We start from the raw sequence: 15,999 nt of genomic DNA, 5'->3' as shown, positions 1-15,999 counted from the left end.
TAAGGACGAGGCGTCGAGGGCGACGAATCCTTTTCCGCCCCTCCAGGCTCAGGTGTCGCCCAGGCCACACGAGGCGACCGCGAAGTCGATCGCGGCGGCCGCCGCGGCGGTGCCCATCCGCAGCACGAGCTCGCCCGGCTCGCCGTCCAGCACGACCCGCAGCCGCAGCGCGGTCGCCCCGCCGGACTCGACGAACGCGTGGGTGTCGCACCGCGTCGGCCGCAGCGGCAGCCGGACCTCGCGGCGCGGCCCGTCGCTGCGGACGCGCAGCCGCGGCGTCCACGCCGAGGAGCCGTCGACGGGGGAGAGGATCGGGGTCGCGCCGACGGTCTCGACGACCAGCTCGTGCCCGGGTGCGCCGGTGGGGACCGCGACGAGGGTCAGGGTGGCGGTGTCCCCGACCTCGACGGGTACGCCGCCGGGCGCGACGACCTCCGCGGACCACCGCAGCCGCGCCACCTGCGCCACGGCGAGCTCGAGGCAGCGGGCACGGACGAACCGGCCCACCACGTCGGTCGGGTCGTCCACCGCGACCTGCTCGGTCCGGCCGCCGTGCTGCACCACGGCCGTGCCGGTGACCTGCTCGTCCCGGGCGGCGCAGGCGGGCCGGTCGGGGAGGACGAGCGGGTACCCGCGCTCGGCCTGCGCCGGGGCCGCGCGCAGCCGCTCGGCGACGAGCGGCTCGCGCAGGCGCGGGTCGCGGTAGGTGATCCGCGCCGGGGTGACCGTCCGGTCCGTGTCGTTGTCGACCCACACCTGGATCCGGCCCAACGCGGCGTCGCGCGAGGACTGCCGCATGTCGGCGAGCAGCCGGCCGGTCGGGGGCTCCTCGGGCGGGGCGGGCAGCGGGCTGAGCGTGCGGATCGAGGTGGACGGCTCGGGCGCACGGGCGGCCGTCCCGTCGTCGGCCGAGCAGCCCGCCAGCCCGGCGACCACCAGGGCAGCCACCACGCCCGCGGCCAACACGATGCTCGTCCTCCGGCTCGCCGACCTCACCGGCCGGCCCCGTCGGCGAGCCGGCGCGGGACGACGGCGAGCAGCACGGCGGCGAGCGCGGACAGCACGACCGCGGCGGCCACGCCGGCCCACGGCCCGGCCACCACGTCGAAGATGAAGAACGACAACAGCCCGACCATCAGCCCGATGCAGGCCAGCACGCCCTGCATGGTGCGCTGGCCGCTGGTGACCAGCCGCTCCTTGACGTGCTGTCCGGTGATGCGCCGGTGCACCGCGATCGGCGTCGTCACCAGCAGCGTGGTCACGAGCGCGACCACGACCAGCGCGAGGTAGACGCCGTGCTGGTAGCGGTCCAGCCGCTCCCAGAAGGTCTCCTGGAAGGGCAGCGTCAGCAGGAACCCGGCCAGCAGCTGCGTGCCGGTCTGCATCACCCGCAGCTCCTGGAGCAGGTCGGCCCACTTGCGGTCGAGCCGCTCCTCACGGGTCTCGTCGCGACCCCGGTCGCTCCGGTCCATCCGCTCATGGTGGGCCCGTCGGGCGCGGTGGGGAAGGGACGCGCCGCCGGCCGTGCGCGATCGGGCGCGATCGGGCGCGCGGCCGGGCGCTCCGGGTCTAGCCCGCCAGGTCCTCGACCAGCTCGGCGCCGGGGAGCTCGGCGACCAGGCGGCCGGGCAGCAGCAGCTTGGAGCGGCGCACGCCCGAGCCGATGACCGCCACGTCGACGTCCGCGACGCGGGCGTCGACGAGCAGCCGCCACCCGTCCGGCAGGCCGACGGGCGTGATGCCGCCGTGCTCCATGCCGGACTCCTCGACGGCGCGGTCCATCGGCAGGAACGACGCCTTGCGCACGTCGAGCAACCGCTTGACCCGGTTGTTGACGTCGGCTCGGGTGTCGGCGCGGACCACGCAGGCCGCGACCTTCTCCTCGCCGCCGCGGCGACCGGAGACGAGCACGCAGTTGGCCGACGCGGTGAGCGGGAGGTCGAACGCCTCGGTCAGCGCGGCCGTGTCCGCGAGGTCGGGGTCGATCTCGGTGACCGCCACCCGGTCGGCGTGCGGCCACGCGGCGAGCGCGGCGACGACGGGCGGCGCGAGCAGGCCGGGGTGGGCGGTCGCGGGGAGGGACACCAGGGTCCCGAGGGACGGGAGGGTCATGTCGCGATCCTGACACCGGGTGTTCACGTCGTCCCCGCCGCCCGGCCACCCGCGGCGCGGACGCTGGTCGCGTGATCGCACCCGTCACCGAGCTGCACCGCCCCTCGCACCCCGAGCTGCACGCGCCGGACCCGCAGGTCATCGGCCACCGCGGCGCGTCCGGCCACCGCCCCGAGCACACCCTCGCCGCCTACCGCCTCGCCGTGCGGATGGGGGCCGACGCCATCGAGCCGGACCTCGTCCCCACCCGCGACGGGGTCCTCGTCGCGCGCCACGAGCACGAGATCTCCCGCACCACCGACGTCGCCGACCACCCCGAGCTGGCCGACCGCCGCCGCACCAAGGTCGTGGACGGCCGCGAGGTCACCGGCTGGTTCACCGAGGACCTCACGCTCGCCGAGCTGCGCACGCTGCGCGCCGTCGAGCGGCACCCGGCGATGCGGCCGGACAACACGCGGTACGACGGCCTGTGGGCCGTGCCGACCCTCGACGAGATCTGCGCGCTGGTCCACCACGAGTCGCGGCGGTCCGGCCGGCGCGTCCGGCTGTGCGCGGAGGTCAAGGACGCGGCGTACTTCGCCTCGATCGGGCTGCCGGTCGAGGCGACCCTGCTGGAGGTGCTCGCCCGCCACCGGCTCGACGGGCCGGGCGGCCGCTCGCAGCTGCAGTCGTTCGACGCCGACGTGCTCCGCGGGCTGGCCGGGCGGACCGACGTGCCGCTGGTGCAGCTCGTCGACGCGGGCGAGCGGCCCGACGTGGCCGGCGTGGCGGCGTACGCCTCCGTCCTCGGCGTGCACCTGGACCTCGTCACCCCCGACCTGGTGGCGGAGGCACACGCCGCCGGGCTGGCCGTCCACGCCTGGACGCTGCGCGCCGAGCTGGTCGCGGACCCGTACGCCGCGGTCCGCGACCTGCTCGACGCCGGCGTGGACGGCCTGTTCACCGACCAGCCCGACGTCGCGGTCGCCGCTCGGGCCGCGTGGCTCGCGGTCCAGGAGCGGACGGGCTAGGAGTCCTCGCCGGAGCGGGGCAGGTCGTGGCGGGTGCCCCGGGCGGCCCGGCGGAGCGGGGCGAGCGTCGTGACGAGCAGGCCGACGACGCCGGCCAGCACCCACGGCACCGGCAGCAGCCACCGGACGTCCTCGCCCCGGACCGCGTCGGACTCCACGACCGCCCAGACGACCACGAGGCCGAGCAGCGCGATCCCCATGACGAGGTGGCCGATGTCGACGGGGTGGCGGCCCTGCTCCCAGCTGCGTTTCATCACTCGGCTCCTTCGTTGCGGACCTCGACCTGGCCGATGCCCAGGTGGGCGTCGATGGTGAGGGTGGGGTTGTCGACGCCGGGGGCGTCGTAGAAGTAGGTGGTCTCGACGCCGAGGCCGCCCTGGTCGGTGCCGAAGACGCGGACGTCGCCGACGCCGACGCTGGCCTCGGTCTCGACGTCCAGGCCCGCGGGGACCAGCACCTCGATGCGGCCGATGCCGTTCTCGACCAGCACGGTGCGCCCGTCGAGGTCCGCGAGGTCGGTGACCTCGGTGAGGTCCAGGACCAGCTCGCCGGTGCCGGACTGGTAGCTCGACATCACGCCGGCCGCGCTCGCGGGGAGGTAGGTGCTGCGGCCGCCGTCGACCGACTCGGTCACCACGGTGGTCGCCGTGCCGAGGGCGGCCACGAGACCGACCGCGATCAGTCCGCCGGCACGGCCCCAGAAGGCACCGAGCACGAGCATCACGCCGCAGACGGCCACGACGATCGCGGAGTACGCCGAGTCCGGGATCGGCGCGCCGCCCTGGTCGAGCAGGCCGAGCACGCCGATGCCCAGCGCGCACAGGGCGAGGGTGAACCAGAACAGCACCGGTCCGCGGCGGCGCGGGTTGCGCGGCGCCGGGGGCGCGGGCGGCACGGGCGGTGCGGTCCACGCGCCGACCGGGGCGGTCTGCTGCTCGGCGAACGGCAGCTGCGGGCCGTACGCCGCGGTGGGCGCCGGCGCCGCGGGAGGCGCGGTCGGCCAGGTGCCGGGTGCGGCGGGCCACGTGCCGGGCGTGCCCGGAGGAGCGGTCGCGGCGGTGGCGGCGGTGGTGGCCGCGCGTCGCTTGGACCGGTCGGAGCGGTCGAGGAGCACCAGGGCGAGCAGCGCGACGACCGCCAGCGGCCACGGGAAGTCGAAGACGCCCCACGAGTCGCCGAGCATGGAGAGCAGCGCGACGACGCCGACGATGGTCAGCGCGACCGTGCGGGTGCGGTCGTCGAGGTGGAAGGGCGCCTCGACGGCGTCGTCCTGGGGCACGAGCAGCCAGACGGCGCCGTACACGATCAGGCCCGCGCCGCCGAAGAACACCAGCACGACGAGCGCCACGCGCAGGATGATCGGGTCGACGTCGAGGTGGCGGGCCAGCCCGCCCGCGACGCCGGCCACCTTGCGGTCGGTCGTGCTGCGGCGCAGGCGGCCGAGGTCGCGCACCTCCTCCCGGGTGGTGCGCGGGCCGGTGCCGTCCTGGGGTCCGGGCTGCGGACCGGGCTCGGGACCGGGCTGGGGAGGTGCATCGGACGGGGTCGTGGTCATGGCACCAGCCTGGCCGCCCAGGCGCCTCCGGACCATCGGGGGAACCCCTGGTCCGTGCCCGAGGGGACTCCCTCGATCCCTGGGCCCCCACCCCGGTCCGCAGGTCAGGGTCGGGCCGGGGTCCGACCCCGTGGTGGGGGCCCGCACCGGGTGCGACGATGGGACGGAGATGACCACCGAGACCACCGCGACGGGCACCCGGCCCCGCGACGACGTCCGCCGCGCCTACCGCGACACCGCCGAGCCGGTGGTCGGCGGTGTCGCCGGCGGCCTCGCCGCGCACCTGGCCCTGTCGGTGGTGTGGGTGCGGACGGCGTTCGTCGTCGCCACCGCGTTCGGCGGCCTGGGCGTGGTGCTCTACGGCGGGCTGTGGCTGGTGCTGCCCGCCCAGCCGTACGTCGAGGACGAGGCGCCCGGCCTCGCCAGCGCCCGCCGTCGCGGCCGGCGCCCCGGCCGGGTGCGGCGGCTCGGCGACGTCGGCCCCGCGGTGGCGGTCGTCGCGCTCGGCGTCGGCGCGGTCCTGATGGTCGAGGCTGCCTGGGGGCGTGGCGCGACGCTGTGGCCGATCGCGCTCGGCCTGGCGGGACTCGCGCTGCTGTGGCGGCAGGCGGACGAGGTCCAGCGCGAGCGCTGGCTGGACCACACCGGACGGCTCGACCCGGTCCAGATGATCTTCGGCGGCGGCGGCTGGGCGGCGTACGTCCGCGTCGGCCTCGGCGTGCTGCTCGTCGTCTCGGCGTTCTTCATCTTCGGCTTCGACAGCGGGTCGCTCCAGGAGGCCCGCGGGGCGGTGGTCGCCGGCGGGCTCGGCGTCATCGGCGTCGGGCTGGTCGCGGGTCCGTGGATCTTCCGGCTGGTCAACGACCTGGCCGCCGAGCGCGCCGAGCGGGTGCGCACCCAGGAGCGCGCCGACGTCGCGGCCCACCTGCACGACTCGGTGCTCCAGACGCTCGCGCTGATCCAGAAGAACGCCGGCGACGCGGCCACCGTCGCCCGGCTGGCGCGGTCCCAGGAGCGCGACCTGCGGGCCTGGCTCTACGCCGGGGAGTCCATCGACGAGCGCACCGTCGCCAGCGCGCTGCGCGGGGTCGCCGCCGAGGTCGAGGACGCCCACGGCGTCTCGGTGGAGGTCGTGACCGTGGGCGACTGCGACTTCGGCGAGCCGCTGCGCGCGGTCGTCCAGGCGACCCGCGAGGCGCTCACCAACGCCGCCAAGCACGCGGGCACCGGCCAGGTCGACGTGTACGCCGAGGTGACGCCCGCCGCCGTCGACGTCTTCGTGCGCGACCGCGGTCGCGGGTTCGACCCGGCCGCGACCCCGGCCGACCGGTACGGCGTCCGGCACAGCATCATCGACCGGATGGAGCGCCACGGCGGGACCGCCGAGGTCCGCACCGGCGTCGGCGAGGGGACCGAGGTGCGGCTGCACCTGCCCCGGCAGGAGGAGAGCGATGAGTGAGCAGGCACCCACCACGACCCCGGTCACGGTCGTGGTCGTCGACGACCACGCGATGTTCCGCCGCGGGGTGATCGCGGAGCTCGGGGCTGTCGGCGGGGCGGCCGGTGCCGAGGCGGTCCGCGTGCTCGGCGAGGCCGCCGACGTCGACGAGGCGGTCGCGGCCGTGGCGGCGTACCGCCCCGACGTGGTGCTGCTCGACGTCCACCTCCCCGGCGGCGGCGGGGTCGAGGTGATGCGGCGAGCGACGACCGCCGGCTCCTCGCCGGGCACCCGCTACCTGGCGCTCTCGGTCAGCGACGCCGCCGAGGACGTCATCGGCACGATCCGCGGCGGTGCCCGCGGCTACGTCACCAAGACGATCACCGGCCCCGAGCTGGTCTCCGCGATCGGGCGGGTCGCGGAGGGCGACGCCGTCTTCTCGCCGCGGCTGGCCGGCTTCGTGCTCGACGCCTTCTCCGGCTCCATCGAGGTCGCCGCCGTCGACGAGGACCTGGACCGGCTGACCGAGCGCGAGCGGGAGGTGATGCGGCTGATCGCCCGCGGCTACGCCTACAAGGAGGTGGCCAAGGAGCTGTTCATCTCGATCAAGACCGTCGAGACCCACATGTCGAGCGTGCTGCGCAAGCTCCAGCTCTCCTCCCGGCACGAGCTGACCCGCTGGGCCTCGGACCGCCGCCTGCTCTGACCTGCGGTTTCCCGGCGCGGGGGCAGGGGTAACGGGGTGCGCACCCACTACCCGACGGGGGACTTCATGACCGCGGACACCGCTGCTTCGGAGGAGCTCGAGGAGACCGAGCTCAAGCGGACGATCACGGGCCGGCTGCTCTTCTTCTACGTCCTCGGCGACGTGCTGGGCTCCGGCATCTACGTGCTGGTCGGGGCGGTCGCGGCCGCGGTCGGCGGCGCCTTCTGGATCGCCTTCGCGATCGGCATCTCCGTCGCCACCCTCACCGGCCTGGCCTACGCCGAGCTGGTGACGAAGTACCCCCGGGCGGCCGGCGCCTCGCTCTACGTGAACAAGGCCTTCCACTCGCCGCCGCTGACGTTCCTGGTCACCATCGCGATGCTCTCGGCCAGCTTCGCTGCCGCCGGCTCCCTGGCGACCGGCTTCTCCGGCTACTTCGCCGAGCTGTGGGAGGGCCCGCCGGCCCTGCTGATCGGCCTGCTGTTCATCATCGGCCTCACGATCGTCAACTTCATCGGCATCACCGAGTCGGTCGTCGCCAACCTGGTCATGACGGTCGTCGAGATCGTCGGCCTGGCGATCGTGATCATCGTCGGGATCATCGTGGTCGCGAAGGGCGACGCCGACTTCGGCGTGCTGACGGACTTCTCACCCTCCGACGACAACGGCACGATCCTGGCGATCGTCTCCGGCGTCGCGCTCGGCTTCTTCGCCATGACCGGCTTCGAGAACGCCGCCAACATCGCCGAGGAGTGCACCGAGCCGCGCCGCACCTTCCCCAAGGCGCTCATCGGCGGCATGGTCGGTGCCGGCCTCATCTACGTCGCGGTCTCGGTCGCCTCCGCGCTCTCGCTGCCGATCCCCGAGCTGGCGAAGTCCGACGCCCCGCTGCTCGACGTCGTCGAGTCGGGTGTGCTGCCGCTCCCCGCCGGCGTCATCACGATCATCTTCGCCCTGATCGCGATGACCGCCATCACCAACACCACGCTGGTCGCCGTCGTCACCCAGTCGCGGATCCTCTACGGCATGGCCAACGAGGACGTCGTCCCCGGTGTCTTCGCCAAGCTGCACTCCGGCCGCAAGAGCCCCTGGGTCGGGCTGGTCTTCTCCGCGCTCGTCGTCTCCGGCCTGCTCGTCGCCGGTGCCGTGCTCAACGAGACCGGTGTCGGCGTCGACCTGGTCACCCGCCTCGCCGCCGTCACCGTCGTGCTGCTGCTGTTCGTCTACGCGATGGTGATCGTCGCCGCGCTGCGGCTGCGCGGCCACGACGAGTCCGACGCGACGTACCGCGCCTCCACCCCGCTGCTCGCCCTCGGCATCGTCGGCAACGTGGTGCTGCTCGGGTACGTCGTCTACGACGATCCCGCCTCGCTGATCTGGTGCGGCGCGCTGCTCGCCCTCGGCGTGGTGCTCTTCGTGCTCGAGCTGACCTTCGGCCACGACGACCGGCCCGAGGGCTACGACCGGGGTGACCCCAGTCTCAAGGTCTGAGGCCCGGCCCGGTCCGTCGGCGACAGCCCGGCGGACCGGGCGCTAGCCTGCCGCGCATGGAGACCGTCCGGCTGATCCTGCTGTTCCTGCACATCCTGGGCTTCGCCGCCCTCCTCGGCGGCCTGCTCGCCCAGGCCCGCCTGCCCGAGAAGACCGTCAACGCCGCCATGCGCGACGGCTCCGGCACCGCCTTCGTCGCCGGCCTGGCCCTCGTCGGCGTCATCGAGGCCGGCGACCTCGGCGATCTCGACCACGTCAAGGTGGCCGTCAAGCTCGTCATCGGCTTGGTCATCCTCGGCCTGGTCATGGCCAACGTCCGCAAGGAGCGCATCACCCAGGGCCTGTGGACCGTCCTCCTCGCCCTCACCGTCGTCAACATCGCCGTCGCTGTCTTCTGGGCCTCCGCGCACGCCTGACCGCGCGCCGCCCTCGCGCCGGTCGTGCTGTCGCGGGTGCTGTCGTCGGCCGGTGCTCCTGCGCGCGGTGTAACGCGCTGTTCCCTGCTGCAACGGACTGTTCGCCTCTGTGTAGGCACGCTGCAGCGTGCCTACACAGCAGGGAACGTCGCGTTACAAGAGCCGCGCCGCGCCTCATGCGGCGGGCCGACGACGTCGGACGACGTACGGCGTCAGGTCGCCGATGTCGCTGCCGAACCGTGCCTCGGTCGCCGACACCTCGCGCTCCAGCCGGTCGAGCGCCGCGACGGTCCCGGGGCCGATGACGTCCGACCAGACGAGGCGGCTCATGCCCAGCTGGTAGGAGCAGAACCAGTCCTGGCGGACCTTCTCGTCCCAGACGACCTGCTCGGGGGACCTGCCGCCGCCGAGACCGCGGTGGTACTTGAGACGGCCGTCGAACTCGATGAGGTGCCGCCCGACCCGCAGGTCGGCGAAGCCGGTGCGCCCGTCCCGGCACAGGCCGAACTGCGTGTGCGGCCGCCCCCGGCCGAGCTGCAGCACGAGCACCCGGGCCAGCGACTCGCCCAGTGACTCCGCCCCGGCGTCGCCGAGGTCGATGGCCTGCCGGACCCGGTTGACGTGCGGCCAGCAGTGCATCCGCTCGAGCACGGCGTCCAGGTCGGAGCGGGTGACACCTGCGCGGAGCGCGCCGTCCACCGCTGCGATCCCAGTGGCCAGGTCGTGCTCCCGCGCCATGTCGACAGCCGTGCGGGCCAGGCCCAGGACGGGCGCGCCGTCGACGACGGCGGGCCGGTCGGCCATGCCGTACGGCGCGAGGTGGTGCTTCACGTCGTGGCGCGACCGGCAGCGCTGCGGGCGGCTCCGGGCAATGGCGGGGACAGGCACGGTCACGTGGGCGACCGGCCGCGCCGGCAACGGGACGGCGAGACCCCAGACCACGGCCGCGCTGTCGTGGCTGCGCACGTGCTGGATGCGGGTGGTCAGCGCGACGGCGTCGTCGTGCAGTCGTTGCCGGGCCGACCGGGCGACCAACCCCGCCACGTGCGCCCGGTCGGCGTACACGCCTCGCCGCACCGCCACCCACGCGCCGGTCCGCACGAGGCGGTCGACCTCGCGCTCGGTCATTCCGAGAGCGATGGCCTGTCGGCGGGTCACGAGGTGGGGTGCGGTCCGCAGCAGTCCGGCGATCTGGGGGTGCATGCCGTCACGCTGCTCGGCCCCGCCCGCGGCGTACCCCCGCTGGCGGCGTGCCTGTGGACGGCCGGTCCGCAACGCGTCCCTGTCGATGGTTCTCGGCCCTGGCGTGGGCCCGTCGGACATGCAACGCGACGTTCCCCACGGTGTAGGCACGCTGCAGCGTGCCTACACAGCAGCGGACGTCGCGTTACAAGCCCGCGGCGGACTGGTCGACCATGTGCCGGTGCACCGCGCCCGCACCACCGTCCCCGGCGGAACGTAGGCTGGAACCAGCATGAGCACCCCGTCACTTCCCGGCTTCGAGCACCTGCTGGCCGACCCGCCGACCCGCCCCGAGGCGACCTCCGACGCGACCGCGGGCGGCGGTGGCGACGGCGGTGGCTCCGCCGACCGAGCACGTACGCCGCGGCGCGGGCCGAGCCGCGAGCAGCTGCTCGACGGGCTCAACGAGCCGCAGCGGGCCGCGGTGGTCCACGCGGGCGCGCCGCTGCTGGTGGTGGCGGGGGCGGGGTCGGGCAAGACCCGGGTGCTGACCCGGCGGATCGCCTGGCTGATCCAGGAGCGGCAGGCCCACCCGGGCTCGATCCTGGCGATCACCTTCACCAACAAGGCCGCGGCCGAGATGAAGGAGCGCGTCGAGGAGCTCGTCGGCAAGCGCGCGCGGATCATGTGGGTGAGCACGTTCCACTCCGCCTGCGTGCGGATCCTGCGCAAGGAGGTCGACAAGCTCGGGTTCAAGTCCAGCTTCTCGATCTACGACGCGGCCGACCAGAAGCGGTTGATGCAGCTGGTCTGCAAGGACCTCGACCTCGACCCCAAGCGCTACCAGCCGGGCGCGCTGCTGCACTGGGTGAGCAACCACAAGAACGAGCTGCGCGACGTCGACGAGGTGAAGAAGGACGCCAAGAACAAGCTGGAGGAGACCTACGCCGCGGTCTACGAGCTCTACCAGCGGCGCCTGCGCGAGGCGAACGCGCTCGACTTCGACGACCTGATCATGGTGACGGTCAACCTGTTCCAGGCCTACCCGGAGGTCCGCGAGACCTACCGCCGGCGGTTCCGGCACGTGCTGGTCGACGAGTACCAGGACACCAACCACGCCCAGTACGCCCTCATCCACCAGCTCTGCGCCGACCCGATGGAGGAGACCGGCGCGGAGAACGACGCCCAGCGCGTCGAGCCGGCGGAGCTGATGGTCGTCGGCGACGCCGACCAGTCGATCTATGCCTTCCGTGGCGCCAACATCCGCAACATCCTCGACTTCGAGCAGGACTTCCCCAACGCCACCTCGATCCTGCTGGAGCAGAACTACCGCTCGACGCAGACGATCCTGAACGCCGCCAACGCGGTGATCGGCAACAACAAGGGCCGCAAGCCCAAGCGCCTCTGGTCGGACGCCGGCGACGGCGCGCGGATCGTCGGGTACGTCGCCGACGACGAGCACGACGAGGCGCGGTTCGTCTCCTCCACCATCGACGAGCTGGTCGACGAGCACGGCGTCCGCCCCGCGGACGTGGCCGTCTTCTACCGCACCAACGCCCAGTCGCGCGTCTTCGAGGAGGTGTTCATCCGCACCGGCCAGCCCTACAAGGTCGTCGGCGGGGTCCGCTTCTACGAGCGGCGCGAGGTCCGCGACGCGCTGGCCTACCTGCGGATGCTGGCCAACCCCGACGACCAGGTCTCGCTGCGCCGCATCCTCAACACCCCCAAGCGCGGCATCGGCGACCGCGCGGTCGAGTGCGTGAGCGCGCTGGCCGACCGCGACCGGATCACGTTCTGGGAGGCGCTGCGCCGCGCGGACGACGCCCCCGGTCTGGCGACGCGCTCGGCGACGAACATCCGCGGCTTCGTCGCGATGGTCGAGGAGCTGCAGTCGATGGTCGACGCGGGGGAGCGGGCCGACGTCGTGCTGGAGTCGGTGCTCGCCCGCTCGGGCTACATCGTGGAGCTCGAGGAGTCCGACGACCCGCAGGACGCGACCCGCCTGGAGAACCTCGCCGAGCTCGTCGCCGTCGCCCGCGAGTTCTCCGACGACCCCGTCGCGGGTCCCTCGGCCGACCCCGCCGACGTCGACGCCGGCCAGGTCGCACCCGGCCTGCGCGATTTCCTCGAGCGGGTCGCGCTCGTCGCCGACACCGACTCGATCCCGCAGGACGACGACGGCGTGGTCACCCTGATGACCCTCCACACCGCCAAGGGCCTGGAGTTCCCCGTCGTCTTCCTCACCGGCCTCGAGGACGGCGTCTTTCCGCACGCCCGCGCCCTCGGCGACCAGCCGGAGCTCGAGGAGGAGCGGCGGCTGGCGTACGTCGGCCTCACCCGCGCCCGCGAACGTCTCTACATCTCCCGCGCGGTCGTCCGCTCGGCGTGGGGGGCGCCGTCGCACAACCCCGGGTCGCGGTTCCTCGACGAGCTGCCGGTCGACCTCGTCGACTGGAAGCGCACCGAGGCGGCCCAGACGTCGTGGGGCCGGCCCGACCTGTCCGGGAGCGGCAGCACCCGCCTGGCGAGCCCGACCGCCGCGGGCCGCCGCAACTTCTCCTCCGCCGCGCTGCGCGCCGACGCCGCGGCCAAGTCCAAGCCGGCCCGCGAGGTGCCGTCGCTCGAACCGGGCGACCGCGTCCTGCACGACTCGTTCGGCATGGGCACGGTCGTCGCGCTCGAGGGCGTCGCGGAGAAGGCGGTCGCCTCGATCGACTTCGGCAGCGAGGGCGTCAAGCGGCTGCTGCTGCGCTACGCGCCGGTGGAGAAGCTGTAGGCCGGAGCGCAGCGACGGCCTGCAGCTCGATGGTGGTCGAGCGAGCGCCTGCGACCGAGGGACGAGGTCGCAACGAGCGTGTCGAGACCCGGTGACGTGCCCGCCCACAGCGGGACGGTCAGTCAGCCGCACGCAGTCGGCGTCAGGAGACTAGGGGGAGACGCCGTGGACGCGCAGCGCGGCGTCGGGGTCGACCGGGTCACCGGCACCGGGGCGGACCTCGAGGTGCAGGTGCGGGCCGGTGACGTTGCCGGTGGAGCCGACGGACCCGATGACCTGGCCGGCGCGGACGACGTCGCCGGGGGAGACGTTGGTGCTGTTCTGGTGGCAGTACCAGAGCTCGGTGCCGTCCTCGAGGGTCAGCACGGTCTTGTTGCCGTAGGCGCCGTCGTACCCGACGCTCGTGACGACCGCGTTGGCCACCGCCATCAGCGGCGTGCCGGTGGGCGCGGCGAAGTCGAGACCCGTGTGGTACGTCGCCCACAGGCCGTAGTCGCCGAACTCGGCGGTCAGCCGGTAGCCCGCGATCGGGAGCACCCACTGGTTCTTGGCGATCTCCTGCGCGTGCGCCTCGGCGTCCTTGGCGAACTGGGCGAGCGCGGTGTTGCGCTGGCGCATCTGCTTGGCAGCGGCGGCGACGAGCTCGGCGTCGGCGCTGTCGGCGAGGGCGTCGCGACGCGAGTCGCGGCTGACGCCGCCGGAGCGGTCCATGACGCCGGCGGTGGAGACGCCGCTCGCGCCGCTCATCGCCGTGGCCTGGTGCACCTTGCCGGAGTCGGCGACCAGGTCGGGGGCGGCGCTGGTGACCGCGCCGCCGACGGAGACGGCGAGCGCCGCGGCGCCGATCAGGACCGGCGCCGACGGCAGGGCCTTGAGCAGCGGGGTGCGGGTGCCGGACTGCTTGACGGCCTTGCGCTTGCCGGCGGTCGCGGGCCGGTCCTGGCGCACCAGCGGCATCTCGACGGTGACGTCGTGGTCGCGGAAGACGGTGGTCGCGTCGCCGTCGACGGGGGCGGTCGTCGTGAGGACGGGGTTTGCCTCGACGGAGCCTCGGGTAGAGGTGTCTCGTCCGGCCGCACGGCGTCCGGCGGTGGCCACCCGCGGGGTCTCCGAGGGACGGCGGCGAGGGCCGCGTCGGTCCGCTCGGTGGTTACCCATGAATGGTGACTCCGTCGCTGTCGGTTGCAGGCGTGCGCTTCCGGCCACGTCCACGTGGGGACGGGCGAGAAGCGACTGTAACGGACCGGTCACGGCCTCCGAAATCGGGCTGGACAACCTGTGGACGACCCCGGCGGTCTCGCGGTAGGGGGACGGACATCGGCTCGCGGCGTCCCCGCACCGGTGTCGGCGGGCCCTAGGCTCCACCTCCGTGACCAGGCTCCTGCTCGCCGCCCTGCCCGGTGCCGCAGCCCCGACGGACGCGCCGACGGACGCCTCGACGGACGCCTCGACGGACGCCCGGGGAGACACCTCTGACATCGGGCACGACGCGGGGCACGACCGCGGTGGCGCGGGCGCGACGACCCCGGTCGAGCAGTCCCTGACACGGCTCGCGCGGGCGCTGCGCGACGCGGGCCACGAGGTCGTCCACGCAGGTCAGGACGTCGAGGAGCGGGTCGTCGTCGCCGCCGCGGTCCAGGAGGACGTGGCGGTCGTCGTGCTCCTCGCCCCCGCGGCGTACGACGCCGGGCAGGTCGTCGCCGCGCTGGCAGCCGAGGCCGGGGGCGGCCCGACCGCGCCGACCGACGCGGGGACCGCACAGCCGGACGACGAGGTGGTCGTGGTGACCGCCGGCCCGGACGAGGCCGCCGACCAGGTGGTGCGGCGCGTGGCCGACCGGCTGGCCGGCCAGGCAGCGCAGTAGGCGGTCCCGGGGGCGGCCCGGGAGGCGACCGGACAGGTGGCGGACGACACGGCGTACCCCTCGGAGCGGGACGGCTGAGCCGGCCCCGGACGGGGCACCGGACCACGGATGCGGCGCCTGCCGACGGCTAGTGCGTTGCGTCACGTCGGCGCCCTCTGCCCTCGTCGCGGCCCCCGCGACAGGTCTAGTGTGCCGCGAGGACACCCCCGGGCCGCCGCGCGCCCCGCGCCGGACGCGGCCCGCACCCTGAATAGGACTGGTGGAATTTCGTGGACTTGATGGAGTACCAGGCGAAGGAGCTCTTCGCCAAGCACGGTGTGGCGACCACCCTCGGGAAGGTCGTGGAGACCGCTGAGGACGCCAGGGCCGCAGCCGAGGAGATCGGTGGCGTCACCGTCATCAAGGCGCAGGTCAAGGCCGGCGGCCGCGGCAAGGCGGGTGGCGTCAAGCTCGCCAAGTCCGCCGACGAGGCCTTCGAGCACGCGTCGAACATCCTGGGCATGGAGATCAAGGGCCTGACGGTCAACCGTGTGCTGGTCACCCCCGCCACGCCGCCGGTGGAGGAGTACTACTTCTCCTTCCTGCTGGACCGCTCCAACCGCTCGCACCTGTGCATCGCCTCGGTCGAGGGCGGCGTGGAGATCGAGGAGGTCGCCAAGACCAACCCCGAGGCCGTTCGCCAGATCCCGATCAACGCGCTCGAGGGCGTCACGCCGGAGAAGGCCGCCGCGATCGTCGACGAGGCCAAGTTCCCCGCCGAGCTGCGCGACCAGGCCATCGAGATGGTCCAGGCACTGTGGAAGGTCTACGTCGAGGAGGACGCCACCCTCGTCGAGGTCAACCCGCTGGCCCGCCTCGAGGGCGACAAGCTCGAGGCCCTCGACGGCAAGGTGTCGCTCGACGACAACGCCTCGGAGTTCCGCCACGAGGACCACGCGGCGTTCGAGATCCGCGAGGAGGCCGACCCGCTCGAGGCGAAGGCCAAGGACCTCGGCCTGAACTACGTCAAGCTCGACGGTGCCGTCGGCATCATCGGCAACGGCGCGGGCCTGGTCATGTCGACCCTGGACGTCGTCGCGTACGCCGGTGAGGCGCACGGCGGCGTGAAGCCGGCGAACTTCCTCGACATCGGCGGCGGCGCCAACGCCACCGTCATGGCCAACGGCCTCGACGTGATCCTCAACGACCCGCAGGTCAAGAGCGTGTTCGTCAACGTCTTCGGCGGCATCACCGCGTGCGACGAGGTCGCCAACGGCATCAAGGGTGCCCTGGAGATCCTCGGCGACAACGCCACCAAGCCGCTCGTCGTGCGCCTGGACGGCAACAACGTGGAGGAGGGCCGTCGGATCCTCGACGAGCTCAACCACCCGTTGGTGACGCAGGTGGACACGATGGACGGTGCGGCCGACAAGGCCGCCGAGCTGGCGAACGCCTGAGACAAGGAGACCT

General features: G+C 73.7%; 15 protein-coding genes. 8 read left to right on the top strand and 7 right to left on the bottom strand.

Going from position 1 to position 15,999, the window contains the following annotated elements:
* Window positions 1-48: 48 nt before the first annotated feature.
* The 3 genes from QWY29_RS13675 to QWY29_RS13665 all read right to left on the bottom strand — a co-directional run bounded on the left by QWY29_RS13675 (window position 49) and on the right by QWY29_RS13665 (window position 2,112).
* Window positions 49-966 carry a hypothetical protein gene (locus tag QWY29_RS13675; protein WP_300961578.1) on the bottom strand — a complete coding sequence of 306 codons (918 nt, stop codon included), beginning with the start codon at window positions 964-966 and terminating at the stop codon, window positions 49-51.
* Between the two features lie 26 nt (window positions 967-992).
* A complete protein-coding gene (locus tag QWY29_RS13670; protein ID WP_300961577.1) occupies window positions 993-1,472 on the bottom strand; it encodes a DUF6328 family protein in 480 nt (159 codons plus the stop codon).
* 97 nt (window positions 1,473-1,569) lie between these two features.
* Entirely contained in the window at window positions 1,570-2,112 is a 543-nt protein-coding gene (locus tag QWY29_RS13665; RefSeq protein ID WP_300961576.1) for a YbaK/EbsC family protein, read from the bottom strand.
* A 71-nt stretch (window positions 2,113-2,183) separates the two neighbouring features.
* Here QWY29_RS13665 and QWY29_RS13660 point away from each other — a divergent pair, with 71 nt between their 5' ends.
* Window positions 2,184-3,122: a glycerophosphodiester phosphodiesterase family protein gene (locus QWY29_RS13660; RefSeq protein WP_300961575.1), complete on the top strand. Its 939-nt coding sequence runs from the start codon at window positions 2,184-2,186 to the stop codon at window positions 3,120-3,122.
* Here QWY29_RS13660 and QWY29_RS13655 read toward each other — a convergent pair.
* Window positions 3,119-3,376 carry a hypothetical protein gene (locus QWY29_RS13655; RefSeq protein WP_300961574.1) on the bottom strand — a complete coding sequence of 86 codons (258 nt, stop codon included), beginning with the start codon at window positions 3,374-3,376 and terminating at the stop codon, window positions 3,119-3,121. The two genes, QWY29_RS13660 and QWY29_RS13655, sit on opposite strands and share 4 nt — an antisense overlap.
* Complete coding sequence (locus QWY29_RS13650) at window positions 3,376-4,677, bottom strand: PspC domain-containing protein (RefSeq protein WP_300961573.1); 1,302 nt, start codon at window positions 4,675-4,677, stop codon at window positions 3,376-3,378. Before QWY29_RS13650 ends, QWY29_RS13655 begins: the two co-directional genes overlap by 1 nt.
* Before the next feature lie 169 nt (window positions 4,678-4,846).
* Here QWY29_RS13650 and QWY29_RS13645 point away from each other — a divergent pair, with 169 nt between their 5' ends.
* From QWY29_RS13645 to QWY29_RS13630, 4 genes are read left to right on the top strand one after another with little or no spacing between them, the layout of a single operon-like run.
* Complete coding sequence (locus QWY29_RS13645) at window positions 4,847-6,136, top strand: ATP-binding protein (protein ID WP_300961572.1); 1,290 nt, start codon at window positions 4,847-4,849, stop codon at window positions 6,134-6,136.
* Entirely contained in the window at window positions 6,129-6,821 is a 693-nt protein-coding gene (locus QWY29_RS13640) for a LuxR C-terminal-related transcriptional regulator (protein ID WP_300961571.1), read from the top strand. Before QWY29_RS13645 ends, QWY29_RS13640 begins: the two co-directional genes overlap by 8 nt.
* 36 nt (window positions 6,822-6,857) lie before the next feature.
* On the top strand, window positions 6,858-8,312 hold the full coding sequence (locus QWY29_RS13635) for an APC family permease (RefSeq protein WP_300961570.1): 1,455 nt from the start codon (window positions 6,858-6,860) through the stop codon (window positions 8,310-8,312).
* Window positions 8,313-8,368: 56 nt separating this feature from the next.
* Window positions 8,369-8,728 (top strand): hypothetical protein, encoded by a 360-nt coding sequence (locus QWY29_RS13630; RefSeq protein ID WP_300961569.1) that lies wholly within the window; start codon window positions 8,369-8,371, stop codon window positions 8,726-8,728.
* A 174-nt stretch (window positions 8,729-8,902) separates the two neighbouring features.
* Here the strand turns inward: QWY29_RS13630 and QWY29_RS13625 are convergent, their stop codons facing one another.
* Complete coding sequence (locus QWY29_RS13625; RefSeq protein WP_300961568.1) at window positions 8,903-9,931, bottom strand: type IV toxin-antitoxin system AbiEi family antitoxin domain-containing protein; 1,029 nt, start codon at window positions 9,929-9,931, stop codon at window positions 8,903-8,905.
* A 271-nt stretch (window positions 9,932-10,202) separates the two neighbouring features.
* On the opposite strand from QWY29_RS13625, the gene pcrA reads away from it, so the two are divergent.
* Window positions 10,203-12,686 carry a DNA helicase PcrA gene (gene pcrA / locus QWY29_RS13620; RefSeq protein ID WP_300961567.1) on the top strand — a complete coding sequence of 828 codons (2,484 nt, stop codon included), beginning with the start codon at window positions 10,203-10,205 and terminating at the stop codon, window positions 12,684-12,686.
* 150 nt (window positions 12,687-12,836) lie between these two features.
* Here pcrA and QWY29_RS13615 read toward each other — a convergent pair whose 3' ends face one another.
* Window positions 12,837-13,784: a M23 family metallopeptidase gene (locus tag QWY29_RS13615; RefSeq protein WP_300961566.1), complete on the bottom strand. Its 948-nt coding sequence runs from the start codon at window positions 13,782-13,784 to the stop codon at window positions 12,837-12,839.
* 271 nt (window positions 13,785-14,055) lie between these two features.
* Here QWY29_RS13615 and QWY29_RS13610 point away from each other — a divergent pair, with 271 nt between their 5' ends.
* Both QWY29_RS13610 and sucC read left to right on the top strand, forming a co-directional pair.
* A complete protein-coding gene (locus QWY29_RS13610; protein WP_300961565.1) occupies window positions 14,056-14,550 on the top strand; it encodes a hypothetical protein in 495 nt (164 codons plus the stop codon).
* 269 nt (window positions 14,551-14,819) lie between these two features.
* Window positions 14,820-15,986, top strand: a complete 1,167-nt coding sequence (sucC, locus tag QWY29_RS13605; RefSeq protein WP_300961564.1) for an ADP-forming succinate--CoA ligase subunit beta — start codon at window positions 14,820-14,822, stop codon at window positions 15,984-15,986.
* The last annotated feature ends 13 nt before the right edge of the window (window positions 15,987-15,999 follow it).

The sequence above is a fragment of the Nocardioides abyssi genome, assembly GCF_030412915.1.
Lineage (GTDB): Bacteria > Actinomycetota > Actinomycetes > Propionibacteriales > Nocardioidaceae > Nocardioides > Nocardioides abyssi.
Note: the sequence above shows the minus strand (reverse complement) of the source record. Positions and strands in the feature narration are given on the sequence as shown.

Bases quoted from the DNA above. Each gene is read 5' to 3' on its own strand.
- QWY29_RS13670 (WP_300961577.1), bottom strand. From the start codon at position 1,472: ATGGACCGGAGCGACCGGGGTCGCGACGAGACCCGTGAGGAGCGGCTC.
- QWY29_RS13665 (WP_300961576.1), bottom strand. From the start codon at position 2,112: ATGACCCTCCCGTCCCTCGGGACCCTGGTGTCCCTCCCCGCGACCGCC.
- QWY29_RS13655 (WP_300961574.1), bottom strand. From the start codon at position 3,376: ATGAAACGCAGCTGGGAGCAGGGCCGCCACCCCGTCGACATCGGCCAC.
- QWY29_RS13650 (WP_300961573.1), bottom strand. From the start codon at position 4,677: ATGACCACGACCCCGTCCGATGCACCTCCCCAGCCCGGTCCCGAGCCC.
- QWY29_RS13645 (WP_300961572.1), top strand. From the start codon at position 4,847: ATGACCACCGAGACCACCGCGACGGGCACCCGGCCCCGCGACGACGTC.
- QWY29_RS13640 (WP_300961571.1), top strand. From the start codon at position 6,129: ATGAGTGAGCAGGCACCCACCACGACCCCGGTCACGGTCGTGGTCGTC.
- QWY29_RS13630 (WP_300961569.1), top strand. From the start codon at position 8,369: ATGGAGACCGTCCGGCTGATCCTGCTGTTCCTGCACATCCTGGGCTTC.
- QWY29_RS13625 (WP_300961568.1), bottom strand. From the start codon at position 9,931: ATGCACCCCCAGATCGCCGGACTGCTGCGGACCGCACCCCACCTCGTG.
- pcrA (WP_300961567.1), top strand. From the start codon at position 10,203: ATGAGCACCCCGTCACTTCCCGGCTTCGAGCACCTGCTGGCCGACCCG.